The sequence below is a fragment of the Brevundimonas sp. SGAir0440 genome (assembly GCF_005484585.1).
In the GTDB taxonomy this organism is placed as follows: Bacteria; Pseudomonadota; Alphaproteobacteria; order Caulobacterales; family Caulobacteraceae; genus Brevundimonas.
Genome location: NZ_CP039435.1, coordinates 1,566,544 through 1,582,020 on the forward strand (window position 1 = coordinate 1,566,544; position 15,477 = coordinate 1,582,020).

General features: G+C 66.8%; 15 protein-coding genes. 6 read left to right on the forward strand and 9 right to left on the reverse strand.

The features are described 5' to 3' along the window. Nucleotide 1: 1 nt before the first annotated feature. Genes E7T10_RS07730 through rnr form a run of 3 tightly spaced genes read right to left on the reverse strand, consistent with a single transcriptional unit; the run spans nt 2 to nt 3,424 of the window. The gene (locus tag E7T10_RS07730) at nt 2-415 is read right to left on the reverse strand and encodes a DUF5990 family protein (protein ID WP_137721361.1); all 414 of its coding nucleotides are present in this window, start codon (nt 413-415) and stop codon (nt 2-4) included. A gap of 1 nt (nt 416) precedes the next feature. Continuing rightward, complete coding sequence (locus E7T10_RS07735; RefSeq protein ID WP_137721362.1) at nt 417-1,118, reverse strand: NUDIX domain-containing protein; 702 nt, start codon at nt 1,116-1,118, stop codon at nt 417-419. Next, nucleotides 1,115-3,424, reverse strand: a complete 2,310-nt coding sequence (rnr, locus tag E7T10_RS07740; protein ID WP_137721363.1) for a ribonuclease R — start codon at nt 3,422-3,424, stop codon at nt 1,115-1,117. Before rnr ends, E7T10_RS07735 begins: the two co-directional genes overlap by 4 nt. Before the next feature lie 118 nt (nt 3,425-3,542). Here rnr and E7T10_RS07745 point away from each other — a divergent pair, with 118 nt between their 5' ends. Together E7T10_RS07745 and E7T10_RS07750 are read left to right on the forward strand one after the other, a co-directional pair. After that, nucleotides 3,543-4,943, forward strand: a complete 1,401-nt coding sequence (locus E7T10_RS07745) for a cystathionine beta-synthase (protein ID WP_210416182.1) — start codon at nt 3,543-3,545, stop codon at nt 4,941-4,943. Nucleotides 4,944-4,947: 4 nt separating this feature from the next. After that, nucleotides 4,948-6,111 (forward strand): cystathionine gamma-synthase, encoded by a 1,164-nt coding sequence (locus E7T10_RS07750; RefSeq protein ID WP_137721365.1) that lies wholly within the window; start codon nt 4,948-4,950, stop codon nt 6,109-6,111. A 7-nt stretch (nt 6,112-6,118) separates the two neighbouring features. Here E7T10_RS07750 and E7T10_RS07755 read toward each other — a convergent pair whose 3' ends face one another. Further along, nucleotides 6,119-6,820 (reverse strand): TorF family putative porin, encoded by a 702-nt coding sequence (locus E7T10_RS07755; protein ID WP_137721366.1) that lies wholly within the window; start codon nt 6,818-6,820, stop codon nt 6,119-6,121. A 38-nt stretch (nt 6,821-6,858) separates the two neighbouring features. Then, complete coding sequence (locus E7T10_RS07760; protein WP_039247523.1) at nt 6,859-7,791, reverse strand: nitronate monooxygenase family protein; 933 nt, start codon at nt 7,789-7,791, stop codon at nt 6,859-6,861. Nucleotides 7,792-8,265: 474 nt separating this feature from the next. On the opposite strand from E7T10_RS07760, the gene queF reads away from it, so the two are divergent. Continuing rightward, nucleotides 8,266-8,727: a preQ(1) synthase gene (queF, locus tag E7T10_RS07765; protein WP_055805377.1), complete on the forward strand. Its 462-nt coding sequence runs from the start codon at nt 8,266-8,268 to the stop codon at nt 8,725-8,727. 43 nt (nt 8,728-8,770) lie between these two features. On the opposite strand, the gene E7T10_RS07770 is transcribed toward queF, so the two are convergent. After that, nucleotides 8,771-9,538 (reverse strand): EAL domain-containing protein, encoded by a 768-nt coding sequence (locus E7T10_RS07770; RefSeq protein ID WP_137721367.1) that lies wholly within the window; start codon nt 9,536-9,538, stop codon nt 8,771-8,773. A gap of 158 nt (nt 9,539-9,696) precedes the next feature. Here E7T10_RS07770 and E7T10_RS07775 point away from each other — a divergent pair, with 158 nt between their 5' ends. Then, nucleotides 9,697-10,569, forward strand: coding sequence for a DUF817 domain-containing protein (locus E7T10_RS07775; protein ID WP_137721368.1), 873 nt, complete (start codon nt 9,697-9,699; stop codon nt 10,567-10,569). Here the strand turns inward: E7T10_RS07775 and E7T10_RS07780 are convergent. Further along, nucleotides 10,541-11,203: a DedA family protein gene (locus tag E7T10_RS07780; protein ID WP_137721369.1), complete on the reverse strand. Its 663-nt coding sequence runs from the start codon at nt 11,201-11,203 to the stop codon at nt 10,541-10,543. The genes E7T10_RS07775 and E7T10_RS07780 overlap by 29 nt on opposite strands. A gap of 72 nt (nt 11,204-11,275) precedes the next feature. Next, the gene (locus E7T10_RS07785) at nt 11,276-11,869 is read right to left on the reverse strand and encodes a nitroreductase (RefSeq protein ID WP_137721370.1); all 594 of its coding nucleotides are present in this window, start codon (nt 11,867-11,869) and stop codon (nt 11,276-11,278) included. 45 nt (nt 11,870-11,914) lie between these two features. Here E7T10_RS07785 and E7T10_RS07790 point away from each other — a divergent pair, with 45 nt between their 5' ends. Together E7T10_RS07790 and cysE are read left to right on the forward strand one after the other, a co-directional pair. Continuing rightward, on the forward strand, nt 11,915-12,541 hold the full coding sequence (locus tag E7T10_RS07790; protein ID WP_137721371.1) for an NUDIX hydrolase: 627 nt from the start codon (nt 11,915-11,917) through the stop codon (nt 12,539-12,541). A gap of 20 nt (nt 12,542-12,561) precedes the next feature. After that, nucleotides 12,562-13,389 (forward strand): serine O-acetyltransferase, encoded by an 828-nt coding sequence (cysE, locus tag E7T10_RS07795; protein ID WP_045810141.1) that lies wholly within the window; start codon nt 12,562-12,564, stop codon nt 13,387-13,389. A gap of 9 nt (nt 13,390-13,398) precedes the next feature. Here cysE and E7T10_RS07800 read toward each other — a convergent pair whose 3' ends face one another. Then, nucleotides 13,399-15,474 (reverse strand): TonB-dependent siderophore receptor, encoded by a 2,076-nt coding sequence (locus E7T10_RS07800; RefSeq protein ID WP_137721372.1) that lies wholly within the window; start codon nt 15,472-15,474, stop codon nt 13,399-13,401. Nucleotides 15,475-15,477: the final 3 nt, after the last annotated feature.

The window sequence follows — 15,477 nt, forward strand, 5'->3', positions numbered from 1 at the left end:
ATCAAACGACGCGCCAGGCCTGGATCGGCCGCACGGTGGCGCAGGCGGGGCCGCCGTCCTTGGCGCGGCCGGGCAGGACGACTTCCAGAACCGCGCCTTCGCGCGCCTGGGCCAGCAGATCGGCGGGAATGTCGTGGACGTCGATCTTGGCGCGTCGGCTCCATTCGCTGGCGTGCTGGCCTGCCGACGTGCCGATCGCGACATAGACGAACCGCCGCGTCGCGCCCTCGCGCCGCACGAAGGGGCCGGTCAGGCGGCCATCCTCGGACAAAGTGACGGGCGCGTCGAAGCTGATCGGACCGTCGGCGGCGATGCGCGGTTCGACCGGCCTGTTCGCCTTGTCCTGCAGGCTGTAGGCGACGCCCGCGACCGGATTGGCGATCGTCAGGCGCAGGGTGATCGTTGTTCCGGCCATGTCAGTCCCTGTGTTCCACCGTATGCCGACCCCGCACCATCCGCACGAAGGGCAGGGGACGGTTCGGGTTTTCCAACCGTTCGGCCAGTTCACCCAGCACGAACCGGGTGATGGCGGGCAGGTCCAGGGCGCGCGCCTCGTCCAACGGCAGCCAGGCGATTTCGTCCAGTTCGCCCGACCCTGCGGTCGGCTCCGGGCTCAGCAGGGCCTCGGCCGGGGCCATGAAGAACCGGGCGTCGAACCGCCGGGTCCGGCCGGGCGGCGTAATAGCGCGCGCGATATAGGACAGGACCGACAGATCGGGCAGGACGCCCGCCTGGCGATATTCACGCCACGGGCCGGCGACGGAGGCGCGGGGCGCCGGCCGCCCCAGAATCAGCCCCGTCTCCTCGAACGTCTCGCGCACCGCCGTCAGGGCCAGGGCCCGCGCACGGCGAGCGGGCAGTTCGCCCTCCAGCCGCCGCGCAACCTCGCCCGACAACTCACCCGTCGCGGCGGCGGTGAAGTCGCTGCGGTCGATCCGCCCGCCTGGAAACACCCATTTCGACGCCATGAACACATGGCCCGGCGCGCGCCGCCCCATCAGCACCTCGGGCCGATCGCCGCCGCGCGTCAGGATCAGCGTCGCCGCATCCTTCGGCCGCTGCGCCCCGCCGACACGCGGTGCGTCGGCCAGATCCTGAGCAGCGTCGAATGGGGTCACTTCCGCTTGCCCTTCCTGACGCCCTTCAGGCCGCCGGAGGGTTTGGAGCCGTTGCGGGGCTTGGGGCCGCCTGGCCGGTTCTTGCCGCGCATCGGCGGACCGTCGCCGCCGCGTCCGCGCATTCCGTAGCGTGGAGCCGGGGCGTTGGGATCGCGGGGTTCGGGCTCGCTGAGCATTTCGAACACCAGGCCGCCGGTAACGGGCGTGGCTTCGCGCAGCTTGACCTCGACCATGCGGCCCAAGGTGAACCGTTTGCCGGTGCGTTCGCCGACCAGGGCGTGGGCGCGGTCGTCGTGGGTGAAGTATTCGCTGCCGAGCGTGGAGACGGGCACTAGGCCGTCCGCGCCCGTGTCCTCCAGACGAATGAACAGGCCGAACCGCGTCACGCCGGTGATCCGTCCGGCGAAGGTCGCACCGACGTGCTCTTCCAGATAGGCGGCGATATAGCGGTCCATTGCGTCACGCTCTGCGGCCATCGACCGGCGCTCGGTCATGGTCACGCCCTCGGCGATGGCCGGCAGTTCGGCGATTTCGCGATCGGTCAGCCCATCCTTGCCCAGGTTCAGCGCCCGGATCAGTCCGCGGTGGACGATCAGGTCGGAGTAGCGCCGGATCGGCGAGGTGAAGTGGGCGTAGCGGTCTAGGTTCAGGCCGAAGTGGCCGATGTTCTCCGGAGAGTAGATCGCCTGCATCTGGCTGCGCAGGACCACCTCGTTGACCACATCGGCGTGTTCAGTGTCGCGCGTTTCGTCCAGCAGCTTGTTGAACCGCTTGGTCGTGCCGGGCTCGCCCTTGTTCCAAGGCTTGCCGATGGTCGATAGGAAGTCAGCGAGGTTGAAGATCTTCTCCTGACTGGGCGCGTCGTGCATGCGATAGATCAGCGGCGTCTTCTTCTGCTCCAGCGTTTCGGCGGCGCAGACGTTGGCCTGGATCATCATCTCTTCGATCAGCCGGTGCGCCTCCAGCGAGGCGCGCTTTTCGATAGACGCGATGCCGCCATCCGGGGCCATGCGGATGCGGCGTTCGGCCGATTCGATCTGCAGCGGACTGCGCTTCAGCCGGCCTTTCAGCATGGCGTGATAGGCGTTCCACAGCGGATAGAGGATCGCGTCCATGATCGGGCCGGTCGTGTCGTCCGGTTGTCCATCAATGGCGGCCTGCGCCTGTTCGTAGCTGAGCTTGGCGTGCGACCGCATCAAACCGCGCACGAACCGATGTCCGGTCTTTCGGCCGTCCTTGTCGAAGACCATCCGCACGGCGAGACAGGCGCGGTTCTCGCCCTCCTTCAGGCTGCAGAGACCGTTCGACAGCACCTCCGGCAGCATCGGTTCGACGCGATCGGGGAAATAGGTCGAGTTGCCCTTGTCGCGCGCCTCGCGGTCCAGCGGGCTTCCGGGGCGGACGTAGGCGGCGACATCGGCGATGGCGACCCAGACGATCCAGCCGCCTTCATTCTTCGGATCCTCGTCGCGCGCCGCATAGACGGCGTCGTCGTGGTCGCGCGCATCGGCGGGGTCGATGGTGATGAAGGGAACCTCGCGCAGGTCCTCGCGGCCCTTCAGCGTCGGCAGGGCCTGATCTTCGGCCTCGCGTTCGACCGCTTCGGAAAAGCCGGTTGGTACGCCGTGGGCATGGATGGCGATCAGGGAGGCGGCGCGGGGATCATCCTCCTTGCCGATGTGCTCCAGGATCTTGCCGCGCTTGGGACCATAGCGGTGGTCGCCTTTCTCAATGGCGGCCAGAACCAGGTCGCCGTCACGCAGGTCGCCGGACTGGGCCTGGGGCACCAGCAGCACGTCCTTGGACCGGCGGTCGACCGGCTCGACGCGGGTCTCACGCGCCGACTTGCGGATGACGCCCAGGACGCGGTTGGTCCCCACGTCCAGCTTCTTGATCAGCCGGGCTTCCCAACCCTCCGCGCCGCGCTGGAACTTCACCAGCACGCGATCGCTCAGGCCAGGGGCGGCCTTGGACTTGTCGGGCATCAGAATGGCGCGCGGCGCGTCGGGACTGGCCTCGACCAGGCGCACATACAGTTCGCCGTCGCCGTCGCGCTCGATCACATCGGCGACGCCGACGGGGGGCAGGGCGCCGGCTTCGGAAAAGCCCTTGCGACCGCGTTTGCCCAGTCGCCCTTCGGCTTCCAGTTCGCGGATCATTTCGCGCAGGGCCCGGCGGTCGCCGCCCTTCAGACCGAAATGGCGCGCGATGTCGGTCTTCTCGGCCGATCCGGCCTCGCGCAGGAAGGCGACGAGGGTGTCTTTGTCGGGGAGACCGGCGGGCGGCCTCTTGGATGATTTGGTCATTATGTCTTTCGTAGCGCGGAACCGCGCCCTTGAGTAAATCTTGAGGGGTCAAATCTTGCGTGAGTTGACCATGTGAAGGCGGGGCTTCAGCTTCCGCCCGCCCCGAATGGAGTTTTCGATGTCCCTGACCGCCCCCGCCCTGAGCGCGACTGTCTCGTCGCCGCTGGATCTGATCGGCAAGACGCCGATGGTGGAGGTGACGAAGATCGACACCGGCCCGTGCCGCCTGCTGCTGAAGCTGGAGTCCCAGAACCCCGGCGGTTCGATCAAGGACCGGATCGCCATCTCGATGCTGGACGCCGCCGAGCGCGAAGGCTTCCTGAAGGAGGGCGGCACCATCGTGGAGGCGACGGCGGGCAATACGGGCCTTGCGTTGACGCTGGTCGGTCGGGCCCGAGGATATAAGGTGCTTCTGGTCATCCCGGACAAGATGTCCAAGGAAAAGATCCAGCATCTCAGGGCGATGGGCGCCGATGTTCGTCTGACGCGTTCGGACGTGCCCCATGGTCACCCGGAATACTACACCGACATGGCCGAGCGTCTGGCCCAGGGCATTCCCGGCGGCTTCTACGTCAACCAATTCGCCAACGCCGCCAACGCCGAGGCCCATGTGAAGACGACGGGTCCGGAAATCTGGGAGCAGACGGGCGGCGACATCGACGCCTTCGTCGCCGGTATCGGCTCGGGCGGCACAATCACCGGCACGGCGCAGTTTCTGAAGAGCGTGGGCTCGAAGGCCCAGATCATCCTGGCCGATCCGGTCGGATCGACCCTGGCCGGCATCGTCAACGACGGCGTGCCGGGACCGGAAGGCAGCTACACCGTGGAGGGAATCGGTCAGAACTTCGTGCCCGACACAGCGGACATGAGCCTGATCGACAAGGCCTATTCGATCCCCGACGCCGAGGCGATCGCCACGGCGCGCGAACTGCTGCTGAAGGAAGGCATCCTGGCCGGCTCGTCGTCCGGCACCCTGATCGCCTCGGCGCTGCGCTGGTGCCGCGAGCAGACGGAAGCGAAGACCTGCGTCACCTTCGTCTGCGACACCGGGGCCAAATATCTGTCCAAGGTCTATAACGACGCCTGGCTGGCCGATCAGGGCCTGGGCGAGCGGGAAATCCACGGCGACCTGTCGGACCTGATCAACCGCAAATACGAGAAGGGCGACGTCGTGGTCGCCGGGCCGGGCGACACCCTGGACACCGCCTTCAAGCGGATGAAGGGCGCCGACGTATCGCAACTGCCGGTCATCGAAGACGGCCGGCTGGTCGGGATCCTGGACGAAAGCGACCTGATCCGCATCATGAACACCGACGAGATCACGCGGAAGGAACGGTTCGCCAAGCCGGTGGCCTCGGCCATGACGCGCGATCTGGACACGCTTCAGGTCAATGAGCCTCTGGACGCGCTGATCCCCGTCTTCGATCGCGACCGCGTGGCCATCGTGCTGGACGGCGAGCAGTTCGTAGGCCTGATCACCCGCACCGATCTGATCAACCACCTCAGCCTGAACCGGTAAGTCCATGAGCGACAAGAAGAACAGCCAAGGCTTTTCGACCCGCGCCATCCATGCCGGCCAACATCCCGACCCGACGACGGGTGCAGTGATGACTCCGATCTACGCCACCTCGACCTACGCCCAGGAAAGCCCGGGCGTGAACAAGGGTTATGAGTATGCGCGGGGCAAGAACCCGACGCGCGAGGCGTTTGAGGCCTGTATCGCGGACCTGGAGGGCGGCACGCACGGGTTCGGCTTCGGCTCGGGCATGGCGGCGACTTCGACGGCGCTGGAGTTGCTGGATGCGGGCGATCACATCGTCACCGGCGACGACCTGTACGGCGGCTCGTGGCGGCTGTTCGAGCGGGTGCGCAGGCGGACCATGGGGCTGGACTTCGCCTATGTGGACCTGAGCGACATCGCGGCGGTCGAGGCGGCGATCACCCCGATGACCAAGATGCTGTGGGTCGAGACGCCCACCAATCCCCTGATGAAGCTGGCCGATATCGCCGCCCTGTCGAAGGTGGCCAGGGCGCATGGGTTGCTGCTGGTCGTGGACAACACCTTCGCCACCCCGTTCTGCCAGCAGCCGCTGAGCCTGGGGGCGGACGTGGTGATGCACTCGGCGACGAAATACCTGAACGGCCATTCGGACATCATCGGCGGGGTGCTGGTGACGGGCGACGCCGAACTGGCCCCTCGGATCAAGTTCCTGCAGAACTCGGTCGGCGGGATCATGGGGCCGTTCGACGCCTTCCTGGCCAACCGGGGCTTGAAGACCCTGGCGCTGCGGATGAAGGCGCACTGCGAGAATGCGCTGACCATCGCGCGCTGGCTCGAGACGCGCGCGGGGATCGCCAAGGTGATCTATCCCGGCCTGATCGCCCACCCGCAGCATGAGTTGGCGGCGCGCCAGATGCACGGCGGCTTCGGCGGGATGGTGACGGTGATCCTGGAGGGCGATCTGGAGCGCACCAAGCGCGTCCTTGAGCGGGTTCAGGTCTTCACCCTGGCCGAGTCGCTGGGCGGGGTGGAAAGCCTGGTGAACCACCCGGCGATCATGACCCACGCCAGCGTGCCCAAGGAAGTGCGCGAGGCGGGCGGCGTGACCGACAACCTGATCCGGCTGTCGGTCGGGGTCGAGAACGTCGAGGACCTGATCGCGGATCTGGATCAGGCCTTGGGCTGACCCCCGATCAGAAGGCGTAGGCGACCTTGGCGACCAGGGCGTCCTCATACTGCTCGCCGAAGGTGTGGGCGTCGGTGTCGTAGTAGCGCAGGTCCAGGTCCAGGGCGTCGGTGAGGGCGTAGGTCACGCCGGCGTTCCAGCCGGTGTAATCGGGCGCGCCGTTCTGTTCGCGACGACCGACGGCGACCGTGCCGTTCAGCTGGGGCGTGAAGTCCCAGCCCAGGCGGCCCTCGATCCAGGTGAAGCTGTCGGTCGAGCCGGCGGCGTCGGGCGAATACTGGACCTGCAGTCGCGCGCTGGCCGGGCCGATCGAGCGGCTGGCGTTGCCGGTGATCTCCCAGGCGTCCTGATCATAGCCGGCCTCGGCGTCGAGGCGGTTCTTGTAGGCGACGTTGAAGTCGAACCGATAGCCGAAGGCCTCGGGTTGATAGCCGACCACGAACTCGGCCTCGATGTTGGAGCCGCCGGCCTGGATCGTCTGGAAGCCGGGGCCGACGTAGAACAGGCCGTCAGTGCTTTCCCAGGTCGCCGAGCCGAAGGCGTAGCCGTCGTTGCCGGACTTCGACGCATCCTTGGAGCGGTTGTCCGTGCCCGCGCCCAGTTCGAAGGACCAGGCGTCGCGCACGGCCGGCGCCGACTGGGCGGCGGCCGGCAGGGCGACGGCGAGCGCGGAAACGGACAGGGCGGCGAGGATGGTCGTGCGGATCATGGGGGCTCCAACGCGCGAGGTGCGGATTGGCGCCGCCTTTAGCGTGCTCCGGCCTTGATGGCGAATTCCTCCGTGGCCTGAGCGAACTCTTGTCGCAGGCGCGCGACCAGTTCGGCGGTAGGCAGGACGTCGTGGATGGCGCCTGCGCCCTGGCCGGCGGACCAGACGGTCTTCCAAGCCTTGGCCTCGTCGCCCATGTCTAGCTTGTGTTCGGGCAGGGTCTTCGGATCGATGCCGTTTTCGATCAGCGACTTGCTCATGAAGTTGGCCGGAATGCCGGACACGGCAGGCGTATGGACGATGTCGGTCGCGCCGCTGTCGATGACCATCTGCTTGTAGGCGTCGGCGGCCATGGCCTCGGTCGTGTTGATGAAGCGGGTGCCCATATATGCGAAGTCGGCGCCCAGCATCATGGCCGCCGCCACATCCTGACCCGTCGAGAGCGCGCCCGACAGGATGATGGTGCCCTTGAAGAAGCTGCGAACCTCATTGACCAGGGCGAAGGGGTTGATGATGCCCGCATGGCCGCCCGCACCGTTGGCGACCAGGATCAGACCGTCGACGCCCGCCTCGGCCGCCTTTCGCGCATGACGAATGTTGGCGATGTCGTGGAAGACCTGACCGCCGTAGCCGTGGACCGCGTCGACCACGTCGCGCACGGCCCCCAGGGAGGTGATGATCAGCGGCACCTTCTCTTCGACCGACACCATCATGTCGGCCATCAGCCGGGGGTTGGTCGGGTGGACGATGTGATTGACGCCGAAAGCCGCGGCCTCGGGCTTCAGCCGGCCCTTGATCTCATGAATCCAGTCGCGATAGCCCTCGGTCGTGCGCTGGTTCAGCGACGGGAAGGTGCCGATCACGCCCGCATTGCAGGCCTCGACCACCAGATCCGGTCCGGACACCAGAAACATCGGCGCCGAAATGATCGGCAGGATCAGACCTTTTTGCAGCGAAGCGGGGATGGCCACGGGCGTCTCCTTTGGTTTTCTTTCGCTACGCTTAGCGGGCTGTCGCCGGGGAAGGCAATCGCGGGGATTTCAGACGGTGGCGCGAAAAAATGAGTCTAATTCGTCTAATCTCGGGTCGGAGGCGGAGTGAAAGCGGGAAGGCGGCGACGGCGGGTAAAAACCGGCCATCATACGACGGTTCGGACGTAGGGTCGGTCGATTGACGCTGCCCGACGCGAAGGCGTTGAAAGCTTGGGGGAAGCCGTCCGGGATTAGGATGGCTGGCTGATCGTCTTCCTTCTCCCGTTGGGAGAAGGTGGCCCGGAGGGCCGGATGAGGGTCGGTCGGTTGGCCAGATCGCGCCATCCGACCTTCATCCTTTCGCGCAATGACGCCGGCTGACGCCGCCGTGCGCTCAAGCCCTCTCCCAATGGGAGAGGGAAGTGCAGCGGGGGGAGGATTTTCATCTGAGCGGCAAGCGCCTAAATGCCCGGCATGACCCACTATACCGACAACCTCAGCCAGCTCGGCGCCCAGACCGCTGCTCCGACCAGTCCCGAGACGGCGGTGCTGGAGCGGGTGCCGAACCCGCATGCGGACACCCTGTATCTGGCCCGGTTCACGGCGCCGGAGTTCACCAGCCTGTGCCCGGTGACGGGCCAGCCGGACTTCGCCCACATCGTCATCGACTATGCGCCGGGCGACTGGCTGGTCGAGTCCAAGAGCCTGAAGCTGTATCTGACCAGTTTCCGCAATCACGGCGCCTTCCACGAGGACTGCACCGTCGCCATCGGCCGCAAGCTGGCCGACCTGCTTGAACCCAAATGGCTGAGGATCGGCGGGTACTGGTATCCGCGCGGCGGCATCCCGATCGACGTCTTCTGGCAGACCGGCGCGCCGCCCGAGGGGCTGTGGCTGCCGGACCAGGGCGTGCCCACCTATCGCGGGCGGGGATAGTCAGAGGTCGCGCGGCCGCCGTTCAGCGGCGGGCTTGTCGCGATCAGGCGCTTAGGGCCACAGGCGCAGCCTGGTCAGGCCAGGCGACAGGCGACAAGGCTTCCAGCGCTGGCTTCGCCAGCAGATAGCCCTGCATCAGATCGACGCCGAGATCGCGCAGGAAATCATGTTCGGCCAGGGTTTCGATGCCTTCGCAGACGGGCTGGATGCCCAGGTCCCGAAGCATGTTCAGCGTGTTGCGCACGATGGTGCGCTTGACCGGGTTGGTGTCGATGTCGCGCACCAGGGCCATGTCCAGTTTGACGATGTCGGGCTGGAACAGGCTGAGCAGGCCCAGACCTGCATAGCCAGCGCCGAAGTCGTCGATGGCGGTCTTGAAACCCATGGCGCGATAGGATCGCAGGATGTTGAGGATGTGGTCGGTGTCCATCACCTCGCTCTCGGTGAACTCGAAGATGATCCGATCCACCGGGAAGTTGGTGCGCATCGCCGCCGCCAGGGTGGCGCGGATGCAGGCGCGCGGCTCATAGACGGCGTTGGGCAGGAAGTTGATCGACAGGCTGGCGCCGCCCGCCGTCATATCCAGACCGGCGGCGAGATCGATGGCGGTCGTGCGGCACAGCTGATCGAAGGCGTAGCGGTTGTCGTGGGAAATATGCGACAGAACCTGACCCGCGCCCCGGCCGTCCTTGCCCCGCACCAGGGCCTCGTAGGCGAAGACCGTCTGGGTCGTCACATCGACGATCGGCTGGAACGCCATGGTGATCGGCAGATCGAAACCCGCCCCATCCTTACAGCCTGCGCAAGACATAAGCTTCTCCTACTGGCCGGCAAGTCTAAGGCGGCAGGCGTTAAAGACTGATGTCGAACAGGAAATTCGCTCTCGGGTTCCTTTAGTGCGGTTGAAACTCCGCAGCGCGGGAACGGTCCGCTCTTGAAGTTTTTCGCTGCGCCGTCACGGGTAATGCGATGAACCACGCACTTCCGCTCGAAGCCTGGGGGCGCCGTCTGATGACGCGGGCGGAGGCGTGGGCGGTTGGGTCCCGACCGCGTCGATACGGCTATGAGTTCTTGTGGTTCGGGCTGAAGCAGGGGTGGGCGTGTCTGTTCGGGGGGCTGATGCTGGCCCTGATCCTGGGAACGTTTCTGCTTTGGCCGGAGGGGGCGCCGGTGTCGCGCTATGACTTTCTGGCAGTCGGGGCGGTGGTGATCCAGGCGGCGATGCTGATTTTCCGGCTGGAGAGCTGGGAAGAGGCGCGGGTGATCTTCCTGTTCCATGTGGCGGGGACGATCATGGAGCTGTTCAAGACCGCGCACGGGTCATGGGTCTATCCCGAGGACAGTCTGCTGCGGATCGGGGCGGTGCCGCTGTTCTCGGGCTTCATGTATGCGGCGGTCGGCAGCTACATCGCGCGGGTGCAGCGCATCTTCCATATTCGGGTGCGGAGGTATCCGCCGCTGTGGACGACCTGGGTGCTGGCGGCGGCGATCTACGTCAACTTCTTCGCCCATCACTGGCTGCCGGACGTGCGCATCGCGCTGTTCATCGCGACCGCCGTGTTGTTCGGGCGGGGATGGTTCTATTTCACGGCGGACCGGAAGCGGCGGTCGATGCCGCTGCTGTTGGGGTATTTCCTGGTTGCGCTGTTCATCTGGTTCGCCGAGAACCTGGGCACGCTGGGGCGGGCCTGGGTGTATCCGGGGCAGGCGGACGGATGGGAGATGGTGTCCCTGGCCAAGCTGGGCAGCTGGTTTTTGCTGATGATCATCTCGGTCGTGCTGGTCTCGTTGGTGCACCGACCGGAGGAAGAACTCAGCGGCCCTGCAGCGCTCCGCGCATGACGGCCGACTTGCGGCTCATGCGAGCCTTCACCAGTCGATAGACGACGGCGACGACCAGGATGGTGACGGCGAGGCCGCCGATCAGCAGGGTAGGGCCGTGGGCCTCGCTGAGGACTTCCATCTTCGCCAGGCCTTGGGCGGCGAGATAGCCCGGCGCCAGCATGGCCAGCACCCAGACGATCCCGGATGTGACATTGCCGAACTGGAAAGCCCGCTGACGCATCCGGAGCATGCCCAGGGTCAGCGGCACGAAGGCGCGCAAGGGCCCGAAGAAGCGGCCGACGAAAATCGACATGACGCCGTAGCGACGGCAGTACAGGCGCGTCCAGGCGATGCGGCGGCGGTGCGCCTTGAACATCGGGCGCTGGAGGAAGCGTACGCCCAGCCGACGTCCGGCCCAGTAGGAGATGGCGTCGCCGATCACCGCGCCGATGACGCAACCGACGATGACATTGACGGGGTCCAGCACGCCGGCCGCGATCAGGCCGCCCGCCGCGACCAGCAGGCCGGTGGCGGGCACGAAGGCGCCGACGACCGCCAGCGACTCGACGAACACGACCAGGCCCAACATGACGCCGGCCCACATATGGTTGCGGGCGATGAAATCGCCCACGGCTTGCAACAGGGAATCCATACGAAGGCCTTGGGGGAGGAAGGCGGGGTCGGTCGAGGTCAAACCGACGTAGGGCGACCTTATGTCACCCGCTTACGGCAGGCGTGTGACCTTGGCGGCCATGTCGGGACGCGGGCGTTCCAGCGCGGGTTCGTTCAGCGTGCCGATGTGGATGAAGCCGGCGACGCTCTCGCCCTCGGTCAGGCCGAACAGGGCGACGCCTTGCGGGTCGTAGCTGTACCAGTCGGTGATCCAGCTGGACGAATAGCCGAAGCCGGAAGCCGCGTGTTCCAGGTTCATGCAGACGGCGCCGGCCGACAGCTGTTGCTCCCAGATCGGCTTGGATCCTTCGACCGGCGTCGAGACGACCAGGATGGTGACGGGCGCGGCGGTCAGCTTGGCCAGAACCGCCTGATCCTTGGCCGGGCCGTTGCGCAGCTCGACCAGCACGGCGAGGCGGGCGGCGATGTCGGCGCGCGATTGCGGACCCAGGACGACGAAGCGCCACGGGAACAGCTTGCCGTGGTCGGGCGTGCGGGCGCCCAGCGTCAGGATCTCGTCCAGCTCGGCTTCGGAAGGGCCGGGCGCGACCAGGGCCTGGGCCGGGGCGGAGCGCCGCTGGGCCAGGCGGTCCCGGAAATCTTTGGACGGAACGGGCGGGGGCAGGGGTTTGTTGAGCGCGACCATGCCGTCTAGCTAGGCTTTCATCCGCGTCTTCGCCATAGGTGGCCCATGCGCAAATCCGACGAACCGAAATGGGCCGAGGGGCTGGCCAAGCCGCCGGCTTGGCGCAGCGACGGAAACGAGACGGTGTTCGACAGCCCCTGGATGGCGCTGACCCGGCATCCGGCGACGGCGCCGACGGGGATGAAGGCCGACTATGCCGTCGTGCGGTTCAAGAACGTCGGGACCGGCGTCCTGCCCGTGCACGAGGACGGGACGGTGACCCTGGTGGGCCAGCAGCGGTTCGCCCACGCCAACTACAGCTGGGAAATGCCCGAAGGCGGCGCGCCGCTGGACGAGGATCCCTTCGACGGCATCCGGCGCGAACTGGCCGAAGAGGCCGGATTGCAGGCCGAACACTGGCTGCCGGCGCTGAAGGTCGAGATGTCGAACTCCATCACCGACGAGATCGGCATGACCTGGATCGCCTGGGGCCTGTCGCCGGCGCCGACCGATCCCGATCCCACCGAGATCATCGCCGTGGTGCGCGTGCCGTTCGTCGATCTGCTGGACGAGGTCGGGCGGGGAACGGTGCGCGACAGCCTGACGGTGGCGACGGCCTACAAGGCCTATCATATGGCGATGAACGGCGAACTGCCCGAGGCGCTGGCGCGCGCCTTGCTGGGGCGCGTATGATGTCGCCGAAGGAGCCGATCATGGCCAAGCTGGAAGTCGTCGCAGAAACCGAAATCGACAGCGTGTGGCGTCAGCTGCGCGCCTCGGCCGAGGCGGCGTCGCGCGAGGAGCCGCAGCTGGGCTCGCAGATGAATGCGGTGATCCTGTCGCACGACGACCTGGCTGGCGCGCTGAGCTTCCAGATCGCGCGCAAGCTGGCGGACGGCGAGATGAGCGCCATGTCGGTGCGCGAGGTCTGCCTGTCGGCGTTCAAGGCCGATCCGTCGATGGTTGAGGCGGCGGAGGCGGACCTTCAAGCCGTGGCCGAACGCGACCCGGCGATCCGCAACCTGTTGCAACCCTTCCTGTATTTCAAAGGCTTCCAGGCCTTGCAGGGCTGGCGCGTGGCGCATTGGCTGTGGGGACAGGGGCGCGAGACGCTGGCCTTCCACTTCCAGAGCCGGATTTCGGAGCTGTTCCAGCTGGACATCCATCCGGCCGCGCAACTGGGCAAGGGGCTGTTTCTGGATCACGGCACGGGCATCGTCATCGGCGAGACGGCGGTGGTCGGCGACGACGTGTCGATGCTGCACGGGGTGACCCTGGGCGGGACGGGCGCCGAACGCGGCGATCGCCATCCCAAGATCGGCAAAGGCGTCCTGCTGGGCGCCGGGGCCAAGGTGCTGGGCAATATCCACGTCGGCGACTACGCCAAGGTGGCGTCCGGTTCGGTGGTGCTGAAGGCCGTGCCGTCCGGCTGCACCGTGGCGGGGGTGCCGGCCCGGCTGGTCAACTGCCCGACCAACGCCGAACCGGCCCGCACCATGGATCACACCCTGGCCGATGTGGTGTACGACTTCGTCATCTGAGGGCCTGCCTCACAGGGCGATCCTGAGAGAGGCGCGCACGCTGCGCGGGGCGCCGGGGTAGATCCACAGGGCGCTGTAGGAGCTGGCGGCGTATCGCTCGTCAAACAGGTTGTCGACCTCGATGCGGGCCGTGACCCGGGGCGTCAGGCCATAGTCCAGCGCCGCCTTGGCCTTCCAGTAGGCGGGCAGTTCGGGCGCGCCCAGCGCCAGGCCGCCGGCCCGGTCGCCGACATAGGCCGCGCCGGTCATGAACGACCAGGTCGTGCCGTGGGTCGTGGGGAAGCGACCGATGACGAACAGCGAGCCGGAATGTTCGGGCACGTTCAGCACGGCGTCGGTTGCAAAGGCGCGGTCGTCCGCCTTGGCGTCGGTCCAGCCGTAGTTGGCGACCACCTGCCAGGCGTCGTCGATCTTCAAGGCGCCGTCCAGCTCGATCCCGCGCGTCGTCAGCTTGCCGACCGGGGCCAGGAAGTTGGGATCGACGGGGTCGGTCGTCAGAATGTTCGACTTCTCGATGTCGAAGACGGTGGCGGCGAGATCCAGTCCGTCCCAGGTGCCGGCCAGGCCGATCTCATAGCCCTTGCCATCCTCGGGTGCGAAACCGGAGCCGTCGCGCCCCGTGCCCGAGTTCAGCACGAACGACTGACCATAGCTGGCGTGGGCGGTCAGGTTGTCGGTCAGGCGATAGCGGGCGGCGAGGCGGTACTTCAGGGGCGTGTCGCTGGCCTCACCGACGGCGCCGGTGCGGTTGTTTCGGATGGTCTGGTCGTAGTCGTCGAACCGCAGCCCGGCCAGCAGGCTGAGGCGGTCGTTCACCTCCCACAGATCCTGGGCGTAGAGGGTGACGACATCGCGCGTCTCCAGATTGTCGGTGAAGGGCAGGGGTGTCGGCGGCGTGACCGCGCCATAGACGGGGTTGAAGACGTTGATCGGATAGGGATTGGCCGCAGTCGGATTGATGCGCAGCCACTTCTCGCCATAGGTCAGCTGATAGGCCTTCACCCCGAAACCGAGATTGTGAACGCCCAATCCCGTCTGGAGCAAACCGTTCAGCTCCAGCCGGGCCGACAGGTCCTCGACCGAGAAGTCGCGTCCGCGACGCTGACGCCACAGCTGGTCGCCGACCAGGCGCGAATGGTCGCTCGAAAGACCCTTTAGCGAGCCGCCGCGCCAGGCGACGCCGCCGTTCAGGCTCCAGTCGTCATTGATCCGGTATTCGCCGGTGATCTGGTGCCGTTCGTTGCGGAAGCGGGTCACGCCGTCCCCGGGCTCGCCGTAGTAGTTCGAGGGCGGCAGGAACAGGGCGTCGCCTTTGATCGCCGGCATCCCCCGATCGAACAGGGTCGTGAAGGTGGTGAACTCGCCCACATAGGTCAGGCGCAGATCATCGGTGGGGCGCCAGGTCAGGGACGGCGCCACGACGGTGCGGTCCAGGCCGACATAGTCGCGCCAGCCGTCAGACGTCTCGCCCGCCACCACAAGCCGCCCGGCCAGGGCGTCATTGATCGGGCCGGTCAGGTCCAGTTCGCCGCGACGCAGGCCGAATGATCCCACAGTGGCGGTGAAAGCGGCGGCGGGCGCAAAGCGCGGGGTCTTGGAGACGATATTGATGCGTCCGGCCGGGTCGATGTCGCCGAACAGGGCGCCGGACGGCCCCTTCAGCACTTCGATCCGCTCGGATGTGGCCGGGTCACGAGGCGGGGCCATGCCGCGATTGGCCAGAAAGCCGTCGACATAATATTCCGCCCCGCCGTCGGGCGTGCCCAGGAAGCCGCGAATGGCGAAATTGTCCATGACGCCGCCGCGATTGTTCTGCTGGCTGACGCCGCTGACCAGTTCCAGCGCATCGGCGAGACGCGTCGCGCCCACGGCCTTGATCAGATCATTCTCGATGGAGCGGCTGGACGGCGACATGGCCTCGGTGATCGCTCCTGCGCCCAGGGTCAAGTCACGCGGCGCCGAGCGGCGGCCCAGAACGACGATCTCCCCCACCGTTTCAGGCTCGACCGCCGCGACAGCGACGGGGGCGGGGGCGTTGGCGGCGACCAGCAGGCACGCGCCGGCGCAGCTCAGAAGGAGGGACAAGGC